We start from the raw sequence: 17,070 nt of genomic DNA, 5'->3' as shown, positions 1-17,070 counted from the left end.
AAACCGGGCACCCTGCCCGCAGCCCGCCGTGCGTTATGACGCGGGGGCGTCTTCGTCCTCCGGGCGCAGCGTGATCGCCCCGTCCCGTGCCAGGCCGCGAATGGCGGTCGCAACCGCTGTCATCGCGGCGTCGGCCTCGGCGGCGGGAACGGCGCCGCGTTCGGCCATTTCCTCGCGCAGGTTGTCGGCCATCCGGTTCGAGATGTTGTCGAGCAGGAAGTCGGCCGCGGCCCGGTCGGCCGGTTCGGTTGCCCCGGCCAGCGCCGCCAGCATGGTCGCCGGCTCGACCGCGCGCACCACCGCCGCCGCATCGCGCGAACCGAGCCGGGCGGGGATATGCGCAAAGGTGAATATGGCGCGGCGAACGGCACCGGCAAAGGCGGCATCGGTTTCGTCCAGCGCGCTGAGCATCTCGTCGCGGGTGGCTGAAGCCGACTGGTTCAGGATCGCCCCCAGCCGTTCACCCGGCGCCCGGTCGAAGGCCGGCACCGGCTTGTCATCGAGCTGTGCCGCCAGCGACATCCCGATCCGATAGACGGCGTCGGGCGTGACCGCCCCGGTCTGCGATACCGCATAGGTGATGCGCCGCGCCAGCGGGCCGGGCAGATGCGCGAGCAGTTCCGCCGCCCGCGCGGTTTCGAGCTTGGACAGCAGCACCGCCGCCACCTCGATGCTTTCGGTCGCGGCCATCGCCGCCAGATCCCCGACCGGCAATGCCTGGAGCCGGTCCCAGGGATCGCCGGACTGACGCACGCCCGCCTCCTTGCGGAGGCGCTGCGCGGTCTGTGGGCTGATCCGCCCGTCGAGCGCGCTGAGCGCCCCGGCCAGCCCGCCGGCAAAGGACAGGCCGACGCTGTCGAGGATGGTGGCAAATTCCTGCGCCACGCGAATGGTGGTATCCCGATCCACCAGCCGCATGTCGCCCATGCGCTGGATCAGCTTTTCCTGCAGCGCCTCGGGCAACTCTTCCAGCGGCAGGTCGGCGCCTTCGTTCAGCAGCAGCCGCACCACGATCGCCGCCTTGGTGCCGTCGTCCAGAGCCACGGGGGGCGCCGCCTGTTCCGGCATCCCGCCCCCCGCCCCGGTCGTGTTCACCGCGCCGGGCAAGCCCGCCACGGCCCTGTCCTGCTGCATCGATCTGTCCCTGCCTGCATGTCCCCACCGAGGGACACTGTCAGGCTAGGCCGATGCCGGTAAAGAAATCCTGAACCGCGATCCGGAATCAGCGCTCAATTGCGAGGACATCCGCGCAGCATTATCCAGCCACCCCTCGGTCGCCGGGGCGGCTGCAAGAACCGGCATCGTGGCGGCGATCAGCTCGAAGCCTGATCCACGCAGAGTTGCTGGCCCGCATCCCAGACGGTGCCGGGGGCGCAGGACTGTGCCTGGTGGTCGCGCTCCGAGCAGCCGCCAACGGCCATCGAAACGGCGGGCGTCGTGGCCAGCACAAACGCGACAAGAGCGGTCTTGATGGTCATGGCTACCTCCTGACGGGCCGGAAACGGCCCGGCTGCATCATGCCACAGAAGGCGCCCGCCGCCAAATCACGACTTTGGCGGCCGGCCCGGCGGCGCCTCAGTCGTCGCCCGACCCGAACACGCGGGCGAAAATCGTATCCACATGTTTGGTGTGATAGCCGAGATCGAACTTCTCCTCGATCTCCTCGGCGCTCAGCGCGGCGGTCACCTTGGCATCGCCCAGCAGTTCGGTCTTGAAATCCTTGCCCTGCTCCCAGACCTTCATCGCGTTGCGCTGGACCAGCCGATAGGCGTCCTCGCGGCTGACGCCGGCCTGCGTCAGCGCCAGCAGCACCCGCTGGCTCATCACCAGGCCGCGGAACTTGTTCATGTTGGCCAGCATGTTGTCGGGATAGATCACCAGTTTGTCCACCACCTGCGTCAGCCGTGCCAGCGCGAAATCCAGCGTCACGGTGGTATCGGGGCCGATGTTGCGTTCGACCGAACTGTGCGAGATGTCGCGTTCGTGCCAGAGCGCCACGTTTTCCATCGCCGGCACCACCGCCATACGCACCAGCCGCGCCAGCCCGGTCAGGTTCTCGGTCAGCACCGGGTTGCGCTTGTGCGGCATCGCGGAGGAGCCCTTCTGACCCTTGGAAAAGAACTCCTCGGCCTCCAGCACCTCGGTGCGCTGCATGTGGCGGATCTCGGTGGCGACGTTCTCGATCGAGCTGGCCACCACGCCGAGGGCGGCGAAAAACGCCGCGTGGCGGTCGCGCGGAATCACCTGGGTGCTGATCGGTTCGGGTTCCAGGCCCATCTGCCTGCAGACATGGTCTTCGACCGCGGGATCGATATTGGCAAAGGTGCCGACCGCGCCCGAGATGGCGCCGGTGGCGATTTCGTAGCGGGCCTTTTCCAGCCGATTCAGGTTGCGGTCCATTTCCGCGTAGAACCGGGCAAAGGTCAGCCCCATCGTGGTCGGCTCGGCATGGATGCCGTGGCTGCGGCCGATGCGCACCGTGTCCTTGTGTTCATGGGCCCGGCGCTTGAGCGCGGCGAGCAGGCCCTTCATGTCCTCGATCAGGATATCGGCGGCGCGGGTCAGTTGGACGTTGAAACAGGTGTCCAGCACATCCGACGAGGTCATGCCCTGATGGACGAACCGCGCCTCCTCGCTGCCCACATGTTCGGCCAGATGGGTGAGGAACGCGATCACGTCATGCTTGGTCACCGCCTCGATCTCGTCGATCCGGGCCACGTCGAACTCGACATCCTTCGCCTTCCAGACGGCTTCGGCGTTTTCCTTCGGAATCACCCCCAACTCGGCCATGGCATCGCAGGCATGGGCCTCGATCTCGTACCAGATGCGGAACTTGGTTTCGGGGCTCCAGATGGCGACCATCTCGGGACGGGAATAGCGGGGGATCATTGGCAAGGCACCCTTTTCGTGGAATAGGCGGGATCGCGCGCCTCATAGACCGGCAGGCGGGGCGCGACAAGGTGGCGTGTCGGGACAGGGGCTGGGATGCGGGCAAACGTTGCGGTCGAACCCGGCGATTTCGAAGGCGTCTGGCAGCTGTCACGACGGATCGAACAGGCCGGCGGCCCGGCGGCCGTCTTCTCGGGCCACGCGCGCTGGACGCGCGGCGCGGATGGGCTGGACCATGTCGAGGACGGGCAATTGCGGATCGCGGGACACGCCCCGATGCACGCGACCCGGCGCTATCGCTGGGACAACGATCTGCGGGTCTTCTTCGATGACGGGCGGTTTTTCCACGCGGTGCCGCGCCACGGAGGCACCGCCACGCATTTCTGCGCCCCCGACAGCTATGTCGCGATCTACGATTTCACCGGCTGGCCCCGGTTCCGGGTCGAGTGGCAGGTCAAAGGCCCGCGCAAGGATTACCGGATGATCTCGGATTACCGGCGCGGCGATTGAACGCTCACGATCCGCCGGGATGCTCCAGTTCCTGCTTGTTGCGGCAATAGGCGGGCGCGTGGTCGAGCCTGTCATGGGCAGATTGCAGCATTCGGCAACCGTCCTGGTCGACGCAGGTGGTGCACCGGTAGACCATGGTGCGATAGCTGGCGGCGTTGATCTCGGGGTCGCGCCCCAGATATGATCGCAGATCCGCCCCCAGGCGTTCGGCCATGCCGTTCACCAGGTCGGCGCTGTCCGCCATTTTCGAAAACAGGCCCATCCGCTCTCCTCCTGCAGTGCAACGGGACGGGAACAGGATGCGGCATCGGGATCGGGGCGACTTTGATCTCTGTCAATGCGGGGATCTCCGTCAATGCGGGTTCGCCGCCGCGCCGCGACTTCGGCCTTGCGGCAGCGCAGCATTTCCGGCACCTTCGCGCGACTGACACAACACGACAAGGAGCGATCGTATGACCCTGGCTGCAACTCATGGCGTTCTGGCCGACGCCTTCGGCCCCAGGAACGGTGCCGCGCTGCGGATCAAGCAGGTGATTCTGGTGATGCTGGGCATCGCCGTGCTGGCCATAGCCGCCAAGGTCAAGGTGCCGATGTGGCCGGTCCCGATCACGATGGGAACCTTTGGCGTCCTCGCCATCGGTGCCGCCTATGGCGCGCGGCTGGGGCTGGTGACGATCCTCGGCTACCTGCTGGTCGGCGCCCTGGGCTTCGATGTCTTCGCGGGATCGACGGCCGAGAAATTCGGCCTGACCTACATGATGGGCGGCACCGGCGGCTACTTGGTCGGCTATGTGCTGGCCACCATCGCGCTGGGTGCGCTGGCAGCGCGCGGATGGGACCGTTCGGCGGGCAAGATGGCGCTGGCGATGCTGCTCGGCAACGTGCTGATCTATGTGCCGGGCCTGCTCTGGCTGGGCCAGCTCTACGGCTGGGACCAGCCGATCCTGCAATGGGGCCTGACCCCGTTCGTGGTCGGCGACGCCATCAAGCTGTGCATGGCGGCCCTGCTGCTGCCCGCGCTGTGGAAACTGGTGGGCAACGCCCGCACCTGATCCGGCGCGCGCCGATCAACCGAAAGCCTTCCTTGGGCCCGGATGTATCGTCCGGGCCCTTTTTCATGCCCAAACCGTTGACACCAATCGGTCTTCCGGCGGTATCCCGAAGCGCCCGACCCGACAGATCATAAGCCGGACCTATGACATAAAAGGCAGAAAAGCCTTTTTCTCGCTGTCATGCGTGACAGACTGCAAGCGTCAAGAAACTGATACAAGACCCGCGCAACAAGCGGTCGGACCCGTGAACCAACGATAAGGGAGCTGAACCTGATGCTATCCAAACTGAAACTGACCGTGGCGCTGACCGCGGGGCTCGTCTTCGGATCGGCCGCCGCCGCGCAGACCGAACTGACCGTCTATACCGCGGTCGAGGCCGAAGACCTCGCACGCTATGCCGAGACCTTCGAGGCCGCGAATCCCGACATCAAGATCAACTGGGTCCGCGATTCCACCGGCATCATCACCGCCAAGCTGCTGGCAGAGCGCGACAACCCGCAGGCGGACGTGATCTGGGGGCTGGCCGGAACCTCGCTGCTGCTGCTGAAATCCGAGGGTATGCTGGAACCCTATGCGCCCGCCGGTGTCGAGGCGCTCGACCCCCGGTTCGTCGACGACAGCACCCCGCCGAGCTGGACCGGTATGGATGCCTATGTCGCCGCGGTCTGTTTCAACACCGTCGAGGGCGAAAAGCTGGGGCTGAGCCTGCCCTCGTCATGGCAGGACCTGACCGATCCGATGTATTCCGGTCACATCATCATGCCGAACCCGAACAGTTCGGGCACCGGGTTCCTGGACGTGTCCAGCTGGCTGCAGATCTTCGGCGAGGATGGCGGCTGGGAATACATGGACAAGCTGCACGAGAATATCGCCCGCTATACCCATTCCGGGTCCAAACCCTGCAAGATGGCGGCGGCCGGCGAGATCCCGATCGGCATATCTTTTGCCTTCCGCGGTGCGAAATCCAAGGCCGCCGGCGCGCCGCTCGAGATCATCGTGCCGACCGAAGGCGTCGGCTGGGAAATGGAAGCCACCGCCATCGTTGCCGGCACCGCCAATCTCGAAGCGGCGCAGAAACTGGTCGATTTCTCCGTCACCAAGGAGGCCAATGAAATGTACAATACCGGCTATGCGGTGGTTGCCTATCCGGGCATCGCCAAGCCGGTCGAACATTTCCCCGAGGGCCTGCTCGAAGCGATGATCGACAATGATTTCGAATATGCCGCCAACAACCGCGCCGCGATCCTGAAGGAATGGCAGGCGCGCTACGACGGCAAATCGGAAGCCAAGTAACGCGCCCGCGCAGGGGCGGCCCATGCCGCCCACCCGGCACCGCGCCCTGACCGGGCGCGGTGCGGCTGCGCCCTCGCCCTCTTGCCGGAACCGGATGCACACATTGAACGCCCCGACCACGCAGACCGCGCCCTATCTCGATATCGAAAACCTGTGGAAGGCCTTTGGCGACTTCCTCGCGCTCCGTGATGTGTCGCTGAGCATCGGACAGGGCGAGTTCGTCTGTTTTCTCGGCCCCTCGGGCTGCGGCAAGACCACGCTCCTGCGTGCGATCGCCGGGCTGGACCTGCAGTCGCGCGGCACGGTGATGCAGGCGGGCCGCGACGTGTCGAACCTGCCGCCATCGGAACGCGATTTCGGCATCGTGTTCCAGTCCTACGCGCTGTTTCCCAACCTCACCATCGAAAAGAACATCGCCTTCGGGCTGGAAAACACCGGCCGGCCCAAATCCGAGATCACCGCCCGCGTGGCCGAGTTGCTGGCCCTCGTCGGACTGTCCGACCAGGGCACGAAATACCCCGCGCAACTGTCCGGCGGCCAGCAACAGCGCATCGCGCTGGCCCGCGCCATCGCCACCAATCCCGGCCTGCTGCTGCTCGACGAACCGCTCTCCGCGCTCGACGCCAAGGTGCGCGTGCATCTGCGCCACGAGATCAAGGAATTGCAGCGCCAGCTGGGTGTCACCACGGTGATGGTGACCCATGACCAGGAAGAGGCGCTTTCGATGGCCGACCGGATCGTGGTGATGAATCGCGGCGCGATCGAACAGATCGGCACGCCGCCGCAGGTCTATCGCCATCCCGCGACGCTGTTCGTGGCAAACTTCATCGGCGAAACCAACCGGTTCGATGCCATCGCGACCGGGTCGGGCCTGCGCGTCGGCAACCTGAACCTCGACGCGCAACCACATGACTTTGCCAAAGATTCCCGCGTCGCAGCCGTGATCCGCCCCGAAGATGTCATCCCCTATCCGGCCGACCGCGCCTCCGGCAACGGCAACTGCATCGCGGTGACCATCGCCGAGATGGAGTTTCTCGGCTCCTTCTGGCGCTGCCGGCTGGATTGCAGCGAACCGGCGCTGGCCGGGCTCTATGCCGATTTCTCGATCAACGCGGTCCGGCGCCTCAGGCTCGATCCCGGCGCGGCGATGATGGTCGAACTGCCCGCGGCGCGGCTGATGTCCTTCGACATGCCCGATGAGACTGGGAACGCCCGATGATCGCACGCGACGCCGAGCGCCTCCCCGAGGGACCAGCCATTCGCGGCAAGCTGGGACGCGACGACCTGATCATGCGTGGCGGCATGGTGGTGATCGCGCTCTATCTGCTGGTCACGCTGGCCTTTCCGCTCTACGCGATGCTGTCAAAATCGATCTCGACCTACAGCTTCGATCTCGCCGCGTTCGAGCTCCAGGTCAGCGACGATGAGGGTCGCTTTGACGGCACGATCCGCACCGCCGCCGAACTGAACGAGGCGACCGGGGCCTATACGCCCGCCGACCTGATCGCCGGATCGGACGGGCGGCTTGGCGTGACCGCCTTCTTCCCCGATTTCAGCTTTCGCAGCCCGGTCAGATACCGCATCCGCAACGCCACCGACGATGGCCGGTTCCTGGTCGGCTCGACGCTGCATGACGACACCAGCTGGCAGGAGCTGGACAGCAACACGTTCCGCCGCGTGCAACTGCGCCCGGTGGAAACCCGGGGGCTGGGCAATTTCGCCAGCTATTTCTCGACACCGGCGCTGTTCAACTCGATCCAGAATTCGATCGTGATCGCGGTGATCTCGACCATCGTCACCGTGACGCTCGCCTTCTGGTTCGCCTATGCGCTGAACCGGTCCTGCATGCGGTTCAAGGGGCTGTTCCGGCTGATCGCGATGATGCCGATCCTGGTGCCGTCGCTGCTGCCCGGCATCGCGCTGGTCTATCTGTTCGGCAACCAGGGAATGCTGAAGGACCTGATGTTCGGCGCCTCGATCTATGGCCCCATCGGCATCGTGATCGGGTCGGTGTTCTTCACCTTCCCCCATGCCTTCATCATCATTTCGACGGCCTTGGCGATCTCGGACGCGCGGCTCTACGAGGCGGCCACCGCGCTGCGCGCCTCGCGCTGGCGCACCTTCTGGACCGTCACCATTCCCGGCGCGCGCTACGGGCTGATCTCGGCCGCCTTCGTGGTGTTCAACCTGGTGATCACCGATTTCGGCCTGCCCAAGGTCATCGGCGGCCAGTTCAACGTGCTCGCGGTGGACATCTACAAGCAGGTGATCGGGCAGCAGAATTTCGAGATGGGCGCGGTGGTCTCGGTGGTGCTGGTGATCCCGGCGATCCTCGCCTTTGCCATCGACCGCGCGGTGCAGAGCCGCCAGGTCGCGCTGCTGTCGGCGCGGTCGGTGCCGTTTGCACCGAAGCCGGACCGGAAGATCGACCGGTTCTTCTTTGCCTATGCCTGCGCGATCGGCCTGTTCATCATCGGCCTGCTGGGGGTCTGCCAGTTCGCGGCGCTGGTCAGGTTCTGGCCCTATGACCTGAGCCTGAGCCTGAACAATTTCCAGTTCGACCGCATGGATGGCGGCGGCTGGGGAAGCTATTTCAACTCGATCCGGCTGGCGCTGCTGACCGCCGTGATCGGAACCGCCGTGATCTTCTTCGGCGCCTACCTGGTGGAAAAGACCAGGGGGTTCCGGACCGGGCGCGCCCTGTTCCAGATGTTCGCGATGCTGCCGATGGCCATTCCGGGCATGGTGCTGGGGCTGGCCTATATCTTTTTCTTCAACAACCCCGCCAACCCGCTGAACGCGATCTATGGCACCATGGCGATCCTGGTGATCTGCACGGTCACGCATTTCTACACCGTGTCGCACCTGACCGCCGTGACCGCGCTCAAGCAGATGGACCGCGAATTCGAATCGGTGGCCGCGTCGCTGAAGCAGCCGACGATGAAGCTGTTTGCCCGGGTGACGGTGCCGGTCTGCCTGCCGGCGGTGCTGGACATCTCGATCTACCTGTTCGTAAACGCGATGACGACGGTATCGGCGGTGGTGTTCCTCTATTCGCCCAAGACCACGCTGGCCTCCATCGCGGTGCTGAACATGGACGATGCGGGCGACATCGCACCGGCGGCGGCGATGGGCATGATGATCTTCTACACCAACGCGCTGGCGCGGATCCTGCACCTGGTCGCGTCGCGCGGCATCCTGGCCCGCGCACAGGCCTGGCGCATGCGATAGCCGCCGCGCCGGGGGCGATGGACAAGCCCGAACGCCGTGCCTATCAACGGCGCATGACCCGATCCGCCACACCGGACTGCGCCGATGATGCGCGCTGACGCCCCTGCCGGCAACGGCCAGGCCATCGGGCTGATGGTCCTGGCGATCCTGTGTTTCACCCTGATGGATTCCGGCGCCAAGGCGCTGGCACCGAAGATCGGTCTCGTGCCGACGATCTGGGTGCGCTACGCCGGGCACATGGCGATGGTGCTCGCGATCGTCGGGCCGCGCCTGCGGACCGTGGCCCGCGCCCGTTATCCGCGCCTGCAACTGCTGCGGTCGGTCCTGCTGATGGGCGCGACGGCCAGCTTCTTCACCGGTCTCAGCCTGATCCCGCTCTCGGATGCGGCCGCGCTGATGTCGGTGAACCCGGTGCTGATCACCGTCGGGGCGGCGCTGTTTCTGGGCGAAGCGCTGGGGCCGCGCCGGATCATCGGTGTCGGGATCAGCCTGCTGGGGGCGGTGATCGTGCTGCGTCCGGGCAGCGACGTGTTTTCGCCCGCCGCGCTGCTGCCGCTGGGCGCCGCCGGCTGCTATGCGGCCTATTCGCTGCTGACCCGGCGGGTCGGCGCGGACGAGGATGCCTGGACATCGCTGTTCTACACCGGCCTTGTCGGCACCATCGTCCTGACGCTTGCCCTGCCCTTCCACTGGCAGACCCCGGATGCCTCGGCCGTTCTGCCGATCCTCACGATCATCTGCGCGGGCGTGGCCGGGCAGCTGGCGATGATCCGCGCCTTTTCGATGGGCGAGGCGGCGATGCTCGCCCCCTATTCCTATTGCGGTCTCGTCTTCGCCGCATTGTGGGGGGCGCTGTTTTTCGGCGAGTTCCCGGACCGCTGGACCATCCTCGGCGCGCTTGTGATCGCAGCCGGGGGTCTGTATGTCTGGTACCGAGAGACGAGCAGGAACTGACACGCGCACACATGCCCGCCGATCCCGCAGCCCTGCCCCGGTCCACCCGCATCGGGTATTACCTGTCCAACCTGTTCCTGCGCGGCCTGATCGGGCTGGTCGGACTGGTTCCCTATCGCATCCGGGTGCCGATGATGGGCGGGTTCACCGCCCGCGTTCTGGCTCCGCTGGCCGGGTTCGACAAGCGTGTGCGCAACAACCTGGCGCTGGCCCGGCCCGATCTGACCGGCGACGAAATCGAACGGCTGTGCCGCGCGGTTCCCGACAATGCCGGGCGCTCGATCATCGAGATCTACGCGGGACGCCCGTTCATCGAACGCGCCCGCGCCGCGCCGGTGTCCGGGCCGGGGTTCGCCGCGCTCGAGACCGCTCGCGCCGCGAACAGGCCGGTGATCCTGATGACCGGCCATTTCGGCAATTACGATGCCGCGCGCGCCAACCTGATCGCGCGCGGGTTCCGCATGGGCGCGCTCTACCGGCGGATGGCCAACCCGTATTTCAACACACATTACGTCCGCAAGATCGAGGCGATCGGCATGCCGATGTTCGAACAAGGCCGGCGCGGCATGTCGCAGATGGTGCGCCACCTGAAATCGGGCGGGATCATCGCCATCGTCGGCGACCTGCACGCCCATGGCGGGCGCGAACTGACCTTTTTCGGGCAGCCCGCGGTGACCAGCGTCGTGCCCGCGGAACTGGCGCTGAAATACGATGCCATGCTGCTGCCCGTCTATGCGGTCCGGCAGGACAACGGGCTCGATTTCGAGATCGTGTTCCAGGACCCGATCCCGCATTCGGACCCGGAGACCATGACCCAGGCGATCAATGACGGGCTCGAAGACCTGGTGCGGGCCCATATGGATCAGTGGTTCTGGATCCACCGCCGCTGGAAACCCTGGGGCGGGCTGGGGTTGCAGTCGCAGGCCCCCGACGACTGACACGGCCGGCCCACCTGACCCGCGCCTACCTGACCCGCGCGGCTGCCAGGATCGCCCCCGGCCCCGGGCGCTGGATCAGCACCGCAGAGGCGCTGTCGCCATCGAGCCGGGCGGTAAACTCGGCCGGGGCAGCGCCGTCCCAGTCGCCCAGCACCGACAGGTCCTCGACCACATTGGCATAGGCAATGGTCTTGCCCGCGTTTTCACCCGACGAGATCTCGACCTTGCGCAGCGGCGCGAACCGCACCAGCTGCACCAGAACCGGCCCGCCGGTATCGGCGGTCGCGACCGGCTTGACCTGCACGGTCAGCGCCGTGCCCGATCGCGTGACGCGCATTGTCATCACCGGCGATCTGGCGCGGTGGGCCGTGATCGCCTCGGCCAGTTTCGCGGCATCGACACCGACGACATCCTCGCGGCCTGCCACCACCATCTGCGGGGTGTAGATCATCTTGCGCCCGGCAAAGGCGGCATAATGTTTCTGCCGCGCCGTGAACTCGGGCCGGGCAAAGTGGTCCTTCCAGCCGATATAGTCCCAGTAATCCACATGCAGCGCCAGCGGCAGGACATCGTCACGCGTCGTCAGGTCGCGCAGCAACGCGTCGGCCGGCGGGCAGGACGAACAGCCCTGCGAGGTGAACAGCTCCACCACAACCGGCATGTCCCCGGCCCGTACCGGCACCGCCTGCACCGCCGCGACCAGGCAGGACAGGACCAATGACATCAGAATTCGCATCTCGACCACGCACCCCCACTGGCGTTTCCGATCTGTCTAACGACATGCATCGAGCCACGCGAATCAAGGTTTCTTGATCCCGTCACGGCGAAACCGCACCCGATTGTGACAGCAATGCCATGCCCGGCGCGGCGTTTCTGTGTGCAATGGTATACATAAAACGTCGCATCCGGCCGGATAGCTATTGAACGGCGCGTCCGCCTGATGCAGATAGCGGCCAGCGAATTCCCGTTTTCACCCTTGCAACGGAGCCAAGCCATGCCCATCACCGTCGGACAGGACACATCCAAGACCCGCCGCACCCTCCAGGCGGGCGGCGCCACGGTCGCCTATTATTCGATCCCCGCCGCGGAGGCCGCCGGCCTGGGCGATTTCTCCAACCTGCCCGCCGCGCTCAAGGTGGTGCTGGAGAACATGCTGCGGTTCGAAGACGGCAAGACCGTCACCGTCGATGACATCCGGGCCTTTGCCGAATGGGGCGCCAATGGCGGCAGGAACCCCCGCGAAATCGCCTATCGCCCGGCCCGCGTGCTGATGCAGGACTTTACCGGCGTGCCCGCGGTGGTCGACCTTGCCGCGATGCGCGACGGCATCAAGGCGCTGGGCGGCGACCCGCAGAAGATCAACCCGCTGAACCCGGTCGACCTGGTCATCGACCACTCGGTGATGATCGACGAGTTCGGCAACCCGCGCGCGTTCCAGATGAACGTGGACCGCGAATACGAACGCAACATGGAACGCTACCAGTTCCTGAAATGGGGCCAGTCGGCGTTCAACAATTTCCGCGTGGTGCCGCCGGGTACCGGCATCTGCCACCAGGTGAACCTGGAATACCTGGCACAGACCGTCTGGACCGACACCGATCAGGCCGGCGAGACCGTGGCCTATCCCGACACCCTCGTTGGCACCGACAGCCACACCACCATGGTCAACGGCGCCGCCGTCCTGGGCTGGGGCGTGGGCGGCATCGAGGCCGAGGCGGCGATGCTGGGCCAGCCGATCTCGATGCTGATCCCCGAGGTCGTCGGCTTCAGGCTGACCGGCGAGATGGTCGAGGGCACCACCGGCACCGACCTGGTGCTGAAGGTGGTCGAAATGCTGCGCGAAAAGGGCGTGGTCGGCAAGTTCGTCGAATTCTACGGCGAAGGCCTCGACAACCTGCCGCTGGCCCAGCGGGCCACCATCGCCAACATGGCCCCGGAATACGGCGCCACCTGCGGTTTCTTCCCGATCGACGACGAAACCCTGCGCTATCTGCGCCAGACCGGCCGCGAAGAGGACCGCATCGCGCTGGTCGAGGCCTATGCCAAGGAAAACGGGTTCTGGCGCGGCGCCGACTACGCGCCGGTCTATACCGATACGCTGGAACTGGACATGGGCACCATCGTGCCCGCGATCTCGGGTCCGAAGCGCCCGCAGGACTACCTGCCGCTGACCGGCGCCAAGGACGCCTTTGCCCGGGAAATGGCCGAGACCTTCAAGCGCCCGGCGGACAAGGAAGTCGCCGTCGAGGGCGAGGCATATACCATGTCCTCGGGCAAGGTCGTGATCGCCTCGATCACCTCCTGCACCAACACCTCGAACCCCTATGTGATGATCGGCGCGGGCCTGGTCGCCAAGAAAGCCCATGAGCTGGGCCTGACCCGCAAGCCCTGGGTAAAGACCTCGCTGGCACCGGGATCGCAGGTGGTCTCGGAATATCTCGAAGCCGCCGGGCTGCAGGAACATCTCGACGCCATCGGCTTCAACCTCGTGGGCTATGGCTGCACCACCTGCATCGGCAACTCGGGCCCGCTTCAGCCGGAGATCTCCAAGGCCATCGCCGATGGCGACCTGGTGGCGACCTCGGTGCTGTCGGGCAACCGCAACTTCGAGGGCCGCATCTCGCCCGACGTGCGCGCCAACTACCTCGCCTCGCCGCCGCTGGTGGTGGCCTATGCGCTGGCCGGCGACATGACCATCGACCTGTCCTGCGAACCGCTGGGCACCGGCAAGGACGGCCAGCCGGTCTATCTCAGGGATGTCTGGCCGACCAACCAGGAAATCGCCGATCTGGTCCACGAGACCGTGACCCGCGAAGCGTTCCAGGCCAAATATGCCGACGTGTTCAAGGGCGACGAGAAATGGCAGGGCGTGGATGTCACCGGCGGCGAAACCTATGACTGGCCGCCCAGTTCGACCTATATCCAGAACCCGCCCTATTTCCAGGACATGGGCATGGAGCCGGGCACGATCACCAATATCGAGGGCGCGCGCGAGCTTCTCGTTCTCGGCGACATGGTGACGACCGACCATATCTCTCCCGCCGGGTCCTTTGCGACCACCTCGCCCGCCGGCCAGTATCTGACCGAGCGCCAGGTCCAGCCGCGCGAATTCAACTCCTACGGGTCGCGCCGCGGCAACCACGAGATCATGATGCGCGGCACCTTCGCCAATATCCGCATCCGCAACGAGATGCTGGACGGGGTCGAGGGCGGCTATACCAAGGGCCCGGACGGCGAACAGACCAGCGTCTACGAGGCGGCGATGGCCTACAAGGCCGCGGGCACCCCGCTGGTCGTCTTTGGCGGCGAACAATATGGCGCGGGATCGTCGCGCGACTGGGCCGCGAAAGGCACCGCGCTGCTGGGGGTCAAGGCGGTGATCGCCGAGAGCTTCGAGCGCATCCACCGCTCGAACCTCGTCGGCATGGGCGTGATCCCGTTCGAGTTCACCGGCGGCGACACCCGCAAGACGCTGGGGCTGAGCGGCGATGAAACCGTTTCGATCCGCGGGCTCGACACGATCCAGCCGCTGGCCGAGGTGCCCTGCGAGATCACCTATGCCGATGGCACGGTCAAAACGATCACGCTGAAATGCCGGATCGATACGGCAATCGAGATTGACTACATCGAACATGGCGGCGTGCTGCACTATGTGCTGCGGGACCTGGCCCGTTCGTGACCGGAACTGCGGCAGGCGGCACCCCCGTCTGCCGCACCCAACGCCCCTGGAAACAGCCGCGATGGAAACAACGCGGCTGTTGTCCCGTCAGGGATCACCCGCAGCAGCCATCGCCAGACTGGATCGGCGGGCACGGCACGGTCCCATACGAGCAATAGACACAGCAATCGCCCGCCTTGGGCCTCAGCACCGTCTTGCATTGCCGGCACTCATAGAACCACTGGCAGAAATCCGTCGGCATCGTCTCGGTTTCGGCATGTCCGCATTCCGGGCAGGTCAATGTGCTTTCGAGCACAACGGATCGGTTTTCCATCGTTTCACATCTGCCTGATCAGGTAATCGTTTATCCGCGATTCGGTGAGCACCATCACCCAGGCCAGGACAGTCATCGCGGTGCTGCCGGCAAGCCACCACCGCAGCCGCGCCAGCGCCCCGCGTCGATGGGCAACCAACCACGGTGCCACGACCAGCACGGTCGAGACCGCCAGGACATGGTAGCTGACGCCAGCCACTTTTCCAAAGACCGCCAGCCAGCTTCCGCCCATGCCCAGCAGGGTCATCACCATCGGCAGGACACAACAAAATGCGACCCCGAGGGCCGATGTCGACCCGACATAGCTGAGGCCGAGGTATCTCCGCATTCCGCACCTCCTGTGCTTCTCATGCCGTGGCATTGCGGCAGCAAACGTTGAGAGTGTATAACTTCTGTAGTCACTACAGGATCAAGCCGGGCCGGTTCACATGATCGCGATAGGAGAGGCATCCCGACAAAGCGGCGTCGGCATCGAAACCATCCGCTACTATGAGCGCGAAGGCATCGTTCCGAAACCGCAGCGTGCGCCCAACAATCGGCGCCTCTATTCGGCGCATGATGTGGGCAGGCTCCGTTTTCTGAGGCGGTGCCGCGATCTGGGCTTTCCGCTCGCGGACGCCGTGGCGCTGCTCGCCCTGTCCGAAAGCAGCGACGAGGATTGCCGATCGGTAAAGGAGATAGCCGAGCTGCATATTTCCGAAGTGCGCAGCAGGATCGACGACCTCACGCGTCTGGAAACCGCGCTGAAGGAGCTCACGGTCAACTGTGACAGCGGCAACGTATCCTGTCCGCTGCTTTCCCGGCTGCGAACGACATAGGGCTGCCGGCGCACGGGCGCTGGCAGCAGTCGCATGAACCGGCTAACGTCGCGATGCAAGACCATCATCGAATCGTGCCGTGCTCCGATATCTCGCCTTTCTCCTTCCCGTCATTCTTGCGCTCGTGCTGCTGATCGCGGCCGCGGCCGGCTATGTGATGAAATCCGGGGCGCTTCAGTTGCTGCCGCCGGGATCGCTGAACATGGCGGCGGGGCGGCCGGGCAGCGGCTATCACGCGCTGGCGGAACGATACCGGGCCATCCTCGCCCGCGACGGCATCGACCTGCAGATCATCGAAACACCCGGGTCGATGGAAAACTCGCGGATGCTCGCCACGGGCGAGGCCGATGTGGCGCTGATACAGGGTGGCACACCGGTCGCGGATTCGATCGGCCTGCAGGCGCTCGCCGCCGTCTTTCTCGAACCGTTCTTCATCTTTCACCGGCCCGAGGTCACCGACGCCGCGGATCTGAACGCGTGGAACGATCTGCGCCTGGCCGCGGGCGAACCGGGCGGCGGCACGCGGATCGCCATCAACAACATGATCCAGACGCTGGGCGTCGATCTGGACCAGGACCGGATGCTGCCGCTGGCGGGGGCCGAGGCGGCCGACGCGCTCTTGTCGGGCGAAGCCGATCTCGCCATATTCGTGGCGCCGATCGACGCCCCCTATCTGCAACCCCTGCTGACCGATGCCGATCTGCGCATCGAAACCCTGCGCGACACCGTGGCGTTGACCCGCAAGCTGCCCTATGTGCGGATGGCCGACATCCCGCCCGCCGGCATCGACTATTCCCGCCGGCTGCCGCCCGAGCGCATCCCGCTCACCGCGATGACCGCGATGCTGGCGGCGAATGGAGACCTGCACCCCGCTCTGGTCAACCGGCTGGTCCATGCGGCGATCGAGATCCATTCCGGCCCGACCCCGCTCAGCGACGACTTGCGGTTCCCCTCGACCCAGGGGCTGGACCTGCCGCTGAACCGGCAGGCCGCGGCGCTGCTGACCGGCGGCCCCGGCGTGCTGGAAAGCCTGATGCCCTACTGGATCGCGGCCCAGATCACCCGCGTCACGCTGCTGTTCCTGCCGCTGCTGGTGCTGATGGTGCCGCTGCTGCGGATGTTGCCCGGCCTCTATGCCTGGAGCATGCGCGCCCGCATCTACCGGCGCTACAAGGAACTGGTGGCGATCGACGCCGAGGCGGACAGCGACGTTACGGCCGAACGGCTGGACGCGCTGATGCAGCGGCTGGAACACATCGACCAGGAAGCGCGGGCCGTGCAGGTGCCGTCGCGCTATCGCGAATATGTCTATACGCTGCGCGTGCATATCGACCTCGTGCGCCGCAAGCTGCAGGAAGCCGCCGTCTGACGGCGCGCCGGGCCGCGGGCGTGG

At 65.8% G+C, this 17,070-nt stretch carries 17 protein-coding genes; 10 read left to right on the top strand and 7 right to left on the bottom strand.

Annotated elements, in window-relative coordinates:
* Positions 1 to 33: 33 nt before the first annotated feature.
* The 3 genes from C6Y53_RS17145 to purB all read right to left on the bottom strand — a co-directional run bounded on the left by C6Y53_RS17145 (position 34) and on the right by purB (position 2,889).
* Complete coding sequence (locus C6Y53_RS17145) at positions 34 to 1,134, bottom strand: flagellar motor switch protein FliG (protein WP_106473554.1); 1,101 nt, start codon at positions 1,132 to 1,134, stop codon at positions 34 to 36.
* Positions 1,135 to 1,313: 179 nt separating this feature from the next.
* On the bottom strand, positions 1,314 to 1,478 hold the full coding sequence (locus C6Y53_RS21075; RefSeq protein ID WP_211299415.1) for a hypothetical protein: 165 nt from the start codon (positions 1,476 to 1,478) through the stop codon (positions 1,314 to 1,316).
* A gap of 97 nt (positions 1,479 to 1,575) precedes the next feature.
* Positions 1,576 to 2,889: an adenylosuccinate lyase gene (gene purB / locus C6Y53_RS17140; protein ID WP_106473553.1), complete on the bottom strand. Its 1,314-nt coding sequence runs from the start codon at positions 2,887 to 2,889 to the stop codon at positions 1,576 to 1,578.
* A 96-nt stretch (positions 2,890 to 2,985) separates the two neighbouring features.
* Here purB and C6Y53_RS17135 point away from each other — a divergent pair, with 96 nt between their 5' ends.
* Positions 2,986 to 3,399, top strand: coding sequence for a DUF6314 family protein (locus C6Y53_RS17135; protein WP_106473552.1), 414 nt, complete (start codon positions 2,986 to 2,988; stop codon positions 3,397 to 3,399).
* Between the two features lie 4 nt (positions 3,400 to 3,403).
* Here C6Y53_RS17135 and C6Y53_RS17130 read toward each other — a convergent pair whose 3' ends face one another.
* Positions 3,404 to 3,661, bottom strand: a complete 258-nt coding sequence (locus C6Y53_RS17130) for a DUF6455 family protein (protein WP_106473551.1) — start codon at positions 3,659 to 3,661, stop codon at positions 3,404 to 3,406.
* 190 nt (positions 3,662 to 3,851) lie between these two features.
* On the opposite strand from C6Y53_RS17130, the gene C6Y53_RS17125 reads away from it, so the two are divergent.
* The 6 genes from C6Y53_RS17125 (at position 3,852) to C6Y53_RS17100 (ending at position 10,867) form a co-directional block, all read left to right on the top strand.
* Positions 3,852 to 4,451, top strand: coding sequence for a biotin transporter BioY (locus C6Y53_RS17125; RefSeq protein ID WP_106473550.1), 600 nt, complete (start codon positions 3,852 to 3,854; stop codon positions 4,449 to 4,451).
* 273 nt (positions 4,452 to 4,724) lie between these two features.
* Positions 4,725 to 5,744 (top strand): putative 2-aminoethylphosphonate ABC transporter substrate-binding protein, encoded by a 1,020-nt coding sequence (locus C6Y53_RS17120; RefSeq protein WP_106473549.1) that lies wholly within the window; start codon positions 4,725 to 4,727, stop codon positions 5,742 to 5,744.
* 103 nt (positions 5,745 to 5,847) lie between these two features.
* Positions 5,848 to 6,963 carry a putative 2-aminoethylphosphonate ABC transporter ATP-binding protein gene (locus C6Y53_RS17115; protein WP_244614866.1) on the top strand — a complete coding sequence of 372 codons (1,116 nt, stop codon included), beginning with the start codon at positions 5,848 to 5,850 and terminating at the stop codon, positions 6,961 to 6,963.
* Positions 6,960 to 8,975 carry a putative 2-aminoethylphosphonate ABC transporter permease subunit gene (locus C6Y53_RS17110; protein ID WP_106473547.1) on the top strand — a complete coding sequence of 672 codons (2,016 nt, stop codon included), beginning with the start codon at positions 6,960 to 6,962 and terminating at the stop codon, positions 8,973 to 8,975. Before C6Y53_RS17115 ends, C6Y53_RS17110 begins: the two co-directional genes overlap by 4 nt.
* 84 nt (positions 8,976 to 9,059) lie before the next feature.
* The gene (locus C6Y53_RS17105; protein WP_244614865.1) at positions 9,060 to 9,929 is read left to right on the top strand and encodes a DMT family transporter; all 870 of its coding nucleotides are present in this window, start codon (positions 9,060 to 9,062) and stop codon (positions 9,927 to 9,929) included.
* Positions 9,930 to 9,940: 11 nt separating this feature from the next.
* Entirely contained in the window at positions 9,941 to 10,867 is a 927-nt protein-coding gene (locus tag C6Y53_RS17100; protein WP_106473546.1) for a lysophospholipid acyltransferase family protein, read from the top strand.
* Positions 10,868 to 10,892: 25 nt separating this feature from the next.
* On the opposite strand, the gene C6Y53_RS17095 is transcribed toward C6Y53_RS17100, so the two are convergent.
* Positions 10,893 to 11,591, bottom strand: a complete 699-nt coding sequence (locus C6Y53_RS17095) for a DUF1223 domain-containing protein (RefSeq protein ID WP_244614864.1) — start codon at positions 11,589 to 11,591, stop codon at positions 10,893 to 10,895.
* Positions 11,592 to 11,861: 270 nt separating this feature from the next.
* Between C6Y53_RS17095 and acnA the strand changes: the two genes are divergently transcribed.
* On the top strand, positions 11,862 to 14,546 hold the full coding sequence (gene acnA, locus C6Y53_RS17090) for an aconitate hydratase AcnA (RefSeq protein ID WP_106473544.1): 2,685 nt from the start codon (positions 11,862 to 11,864) through the stop codon (positions 14,544 to 14,546).
* A 94-nt stretch (positions 14,547 to 14,640) separates the two neighbouring features.
* Here the strand turns inward: acnA and C6Y53_RS21305 are convergent, their stop codons facing one another.
* Positions 14,641 to 14,787, bottom strand: a complete 147-nt coding sequence (locus C6Y53_RS21305; protein ID WP_483251944.1) for a GDCCVxC domain-containing (seleno)protein — start codon at positions 14,785 to 14,787, stop codon at positions 14,641 to 14,643.
* A gap of 76 nt (positions 14,788 to 14,863) precedes the next feature.
* Positions 14,864 to 15,187: a hypothetical protein gene (locus C6Y53_RS17080; protein ID WP_106473542.1), complete on the bottom strand. Its 324-nt coding sequence runs from the start codon at positions 15,185 to 15,187 to the stop codon at positions 14,864 to 14,866.
* Positions 15,188 to 15,287: 100 nt separating this feature from the next.
* Between C6Y53_RS17080 and C6Y53_RS17075 the strand changes: the two genes are divergently transcribed.
* On the top strand, positions 15,288 to 15,677 hold the full coding sequence (locus tag C6Y53_RS17075; RefSeq protein ID WP_106473541.1) for a MerR family transcriptional regulator: 390 nt from the start codon (positions 15,288 to 15,290) through the stop codon (positions 15,675 to 15,677).
* A 79-nt stretch (positions 15,678 to 15,756) separates the two neighbouring features.
* Positions 15,757 to 17,046, top strand: coding sequence for a TAXI family TRAP transporter solute-binding subunit (locus tag C6Y53_RS17070; RefSeq protein ID WP_149615548.1), 1,290 nt, complete (start codon positions 15,757 to 15,759; stop codon positions 17,044 to 17,046).
* The last annotated feature ends 24 nt before the right edge of the window (positions 17,047 to 17,070 follow it).

It is taken from the genome of Pukyongiella litopenaei (genome assembly GCF_003008555.2).
GTDB classification, from domain to species: Bacteria; Pseudomonadota; Alphaproteobacteria; order Rhodobacterales; family Rhodobacteraceae; genus Pukyongiella; species Pukyongiella litopenaei.
The sequence above is the reverse complement of the archived record's forward strand: the minus strand, read 5'-3'. Positions and strand labels throughout refer to the sequence as shown.

Excerpts from the sequence above, each read along its gene's own strand:
- C6Y53_RS17145 (WP_106473554.1), bottom strand. The coding sequence starts at position 1,134 with ATGCAGCAGGACAGGGCCGTGGCGGGCTTGCCCGGCGCGGTGAACACG.
- C6Y53_RS21075 (WP_211299415.1), bottom strand. The coding sequence starts at position 1,478 with ATGACCATCAAGACCGCTCTTGTCGCGTTTGTGCTGGCCACGACGCCC.
- purB (WP_106473553.1), bottom strand. The coding sequence starts at position 2,889 with ATGATCCCCCGCTATTCCCGTCCCGAGATGGTCGCCATCTGGAGCCCC.
- C6Y53_RS17135 (WP_106473552.1), top strand. The coding sequence starts at position 2,986 with ATGCGGGCAAACGTTGCGGTCGAACCCGGCGATTTCGAAGGCGTCTGG.
- C6Y53_RS17130 (WP_106473551.1), bottom strand. The coding sequence starts at position 3,661 with ATGGGCCTGTTTTCGAAAATGGCGGACAGCGCCGACCTGGTGAACGGC.
- C6Y53_RS17125 (WP_106473550.1), top strand. The coding sequence starts at position 3,852 with ATGACCCTGGCTGCAACTCATGGCGTTCTGGCCGACGCCTTCGGCCCC.
- C6Y53_RS17120 (WP_106473549.1), top strand. The coding sequence starts at position 4,725 with ATGCTATCCAAACTGAAACTGACCGTGGCGCTGACCGCGGGGCTCGTC.
- C6Y53_RS17110 (WP_106473547.1), top strand. The coding sequence starts at position 6,960 with ATGATCGCACGCGACGCCGAGCGCCTCCCCGAGGGACCAGCCATTCGC.
- C6Y53_RS17105 (WP_244614865.1), top strand. The coding sequence starts at position 9,060 with ATGATGCGCGCTGACGCCCCTGCCGGCAACGGCCAGGCCATCGGGCTG.
- C6Y53_RS17100 (WP_106473546.1), top strand. The coding sequence starts at position 9,941 with ATGCCCGCCGATCCCGCAGCCCTGCCCCGGTCCACCCGCATCGGGTAT.
- C6Y53_RS17095 (WP_244614864.1), bottom strand. The coding sequence starts at position 11,591 with ATGTCATTGGTCCTGTCCTGCCTGGTCGCGGCGGTGCAGGCGGTGCCG.
- acnA (WP_106473544.1), top strand. The coding sequence starts at position 11,862 with ATGCCCATCACCGTCGGACAGGACACATCCAAGACCCGCCGCACCCTC.
- C6Y53_RS21305 (WP_483251944.1), bottom strand. The coding sequence starts at position 14,787 with ATGCCGACGGATTTCTGCCAGTGGTTCTATGAGTGCCGGCAATGCAAG.
- C6Y53_RS17080 (WP_106473542.1), bottom strand. The coding sequence starts at position 15,187 with ATGCGGAGATACCTCGGCCTCAGCTATGTCGGGTCGACATCGGCCCTC.
- C6Y53_RS17075 (WP_106473541.1), top strand. The coding sequence starts at position 15,288 with ATGATCGCGATAGGAGAGGCATCCCGACAAAGCGGCGTCGGCATCGAA.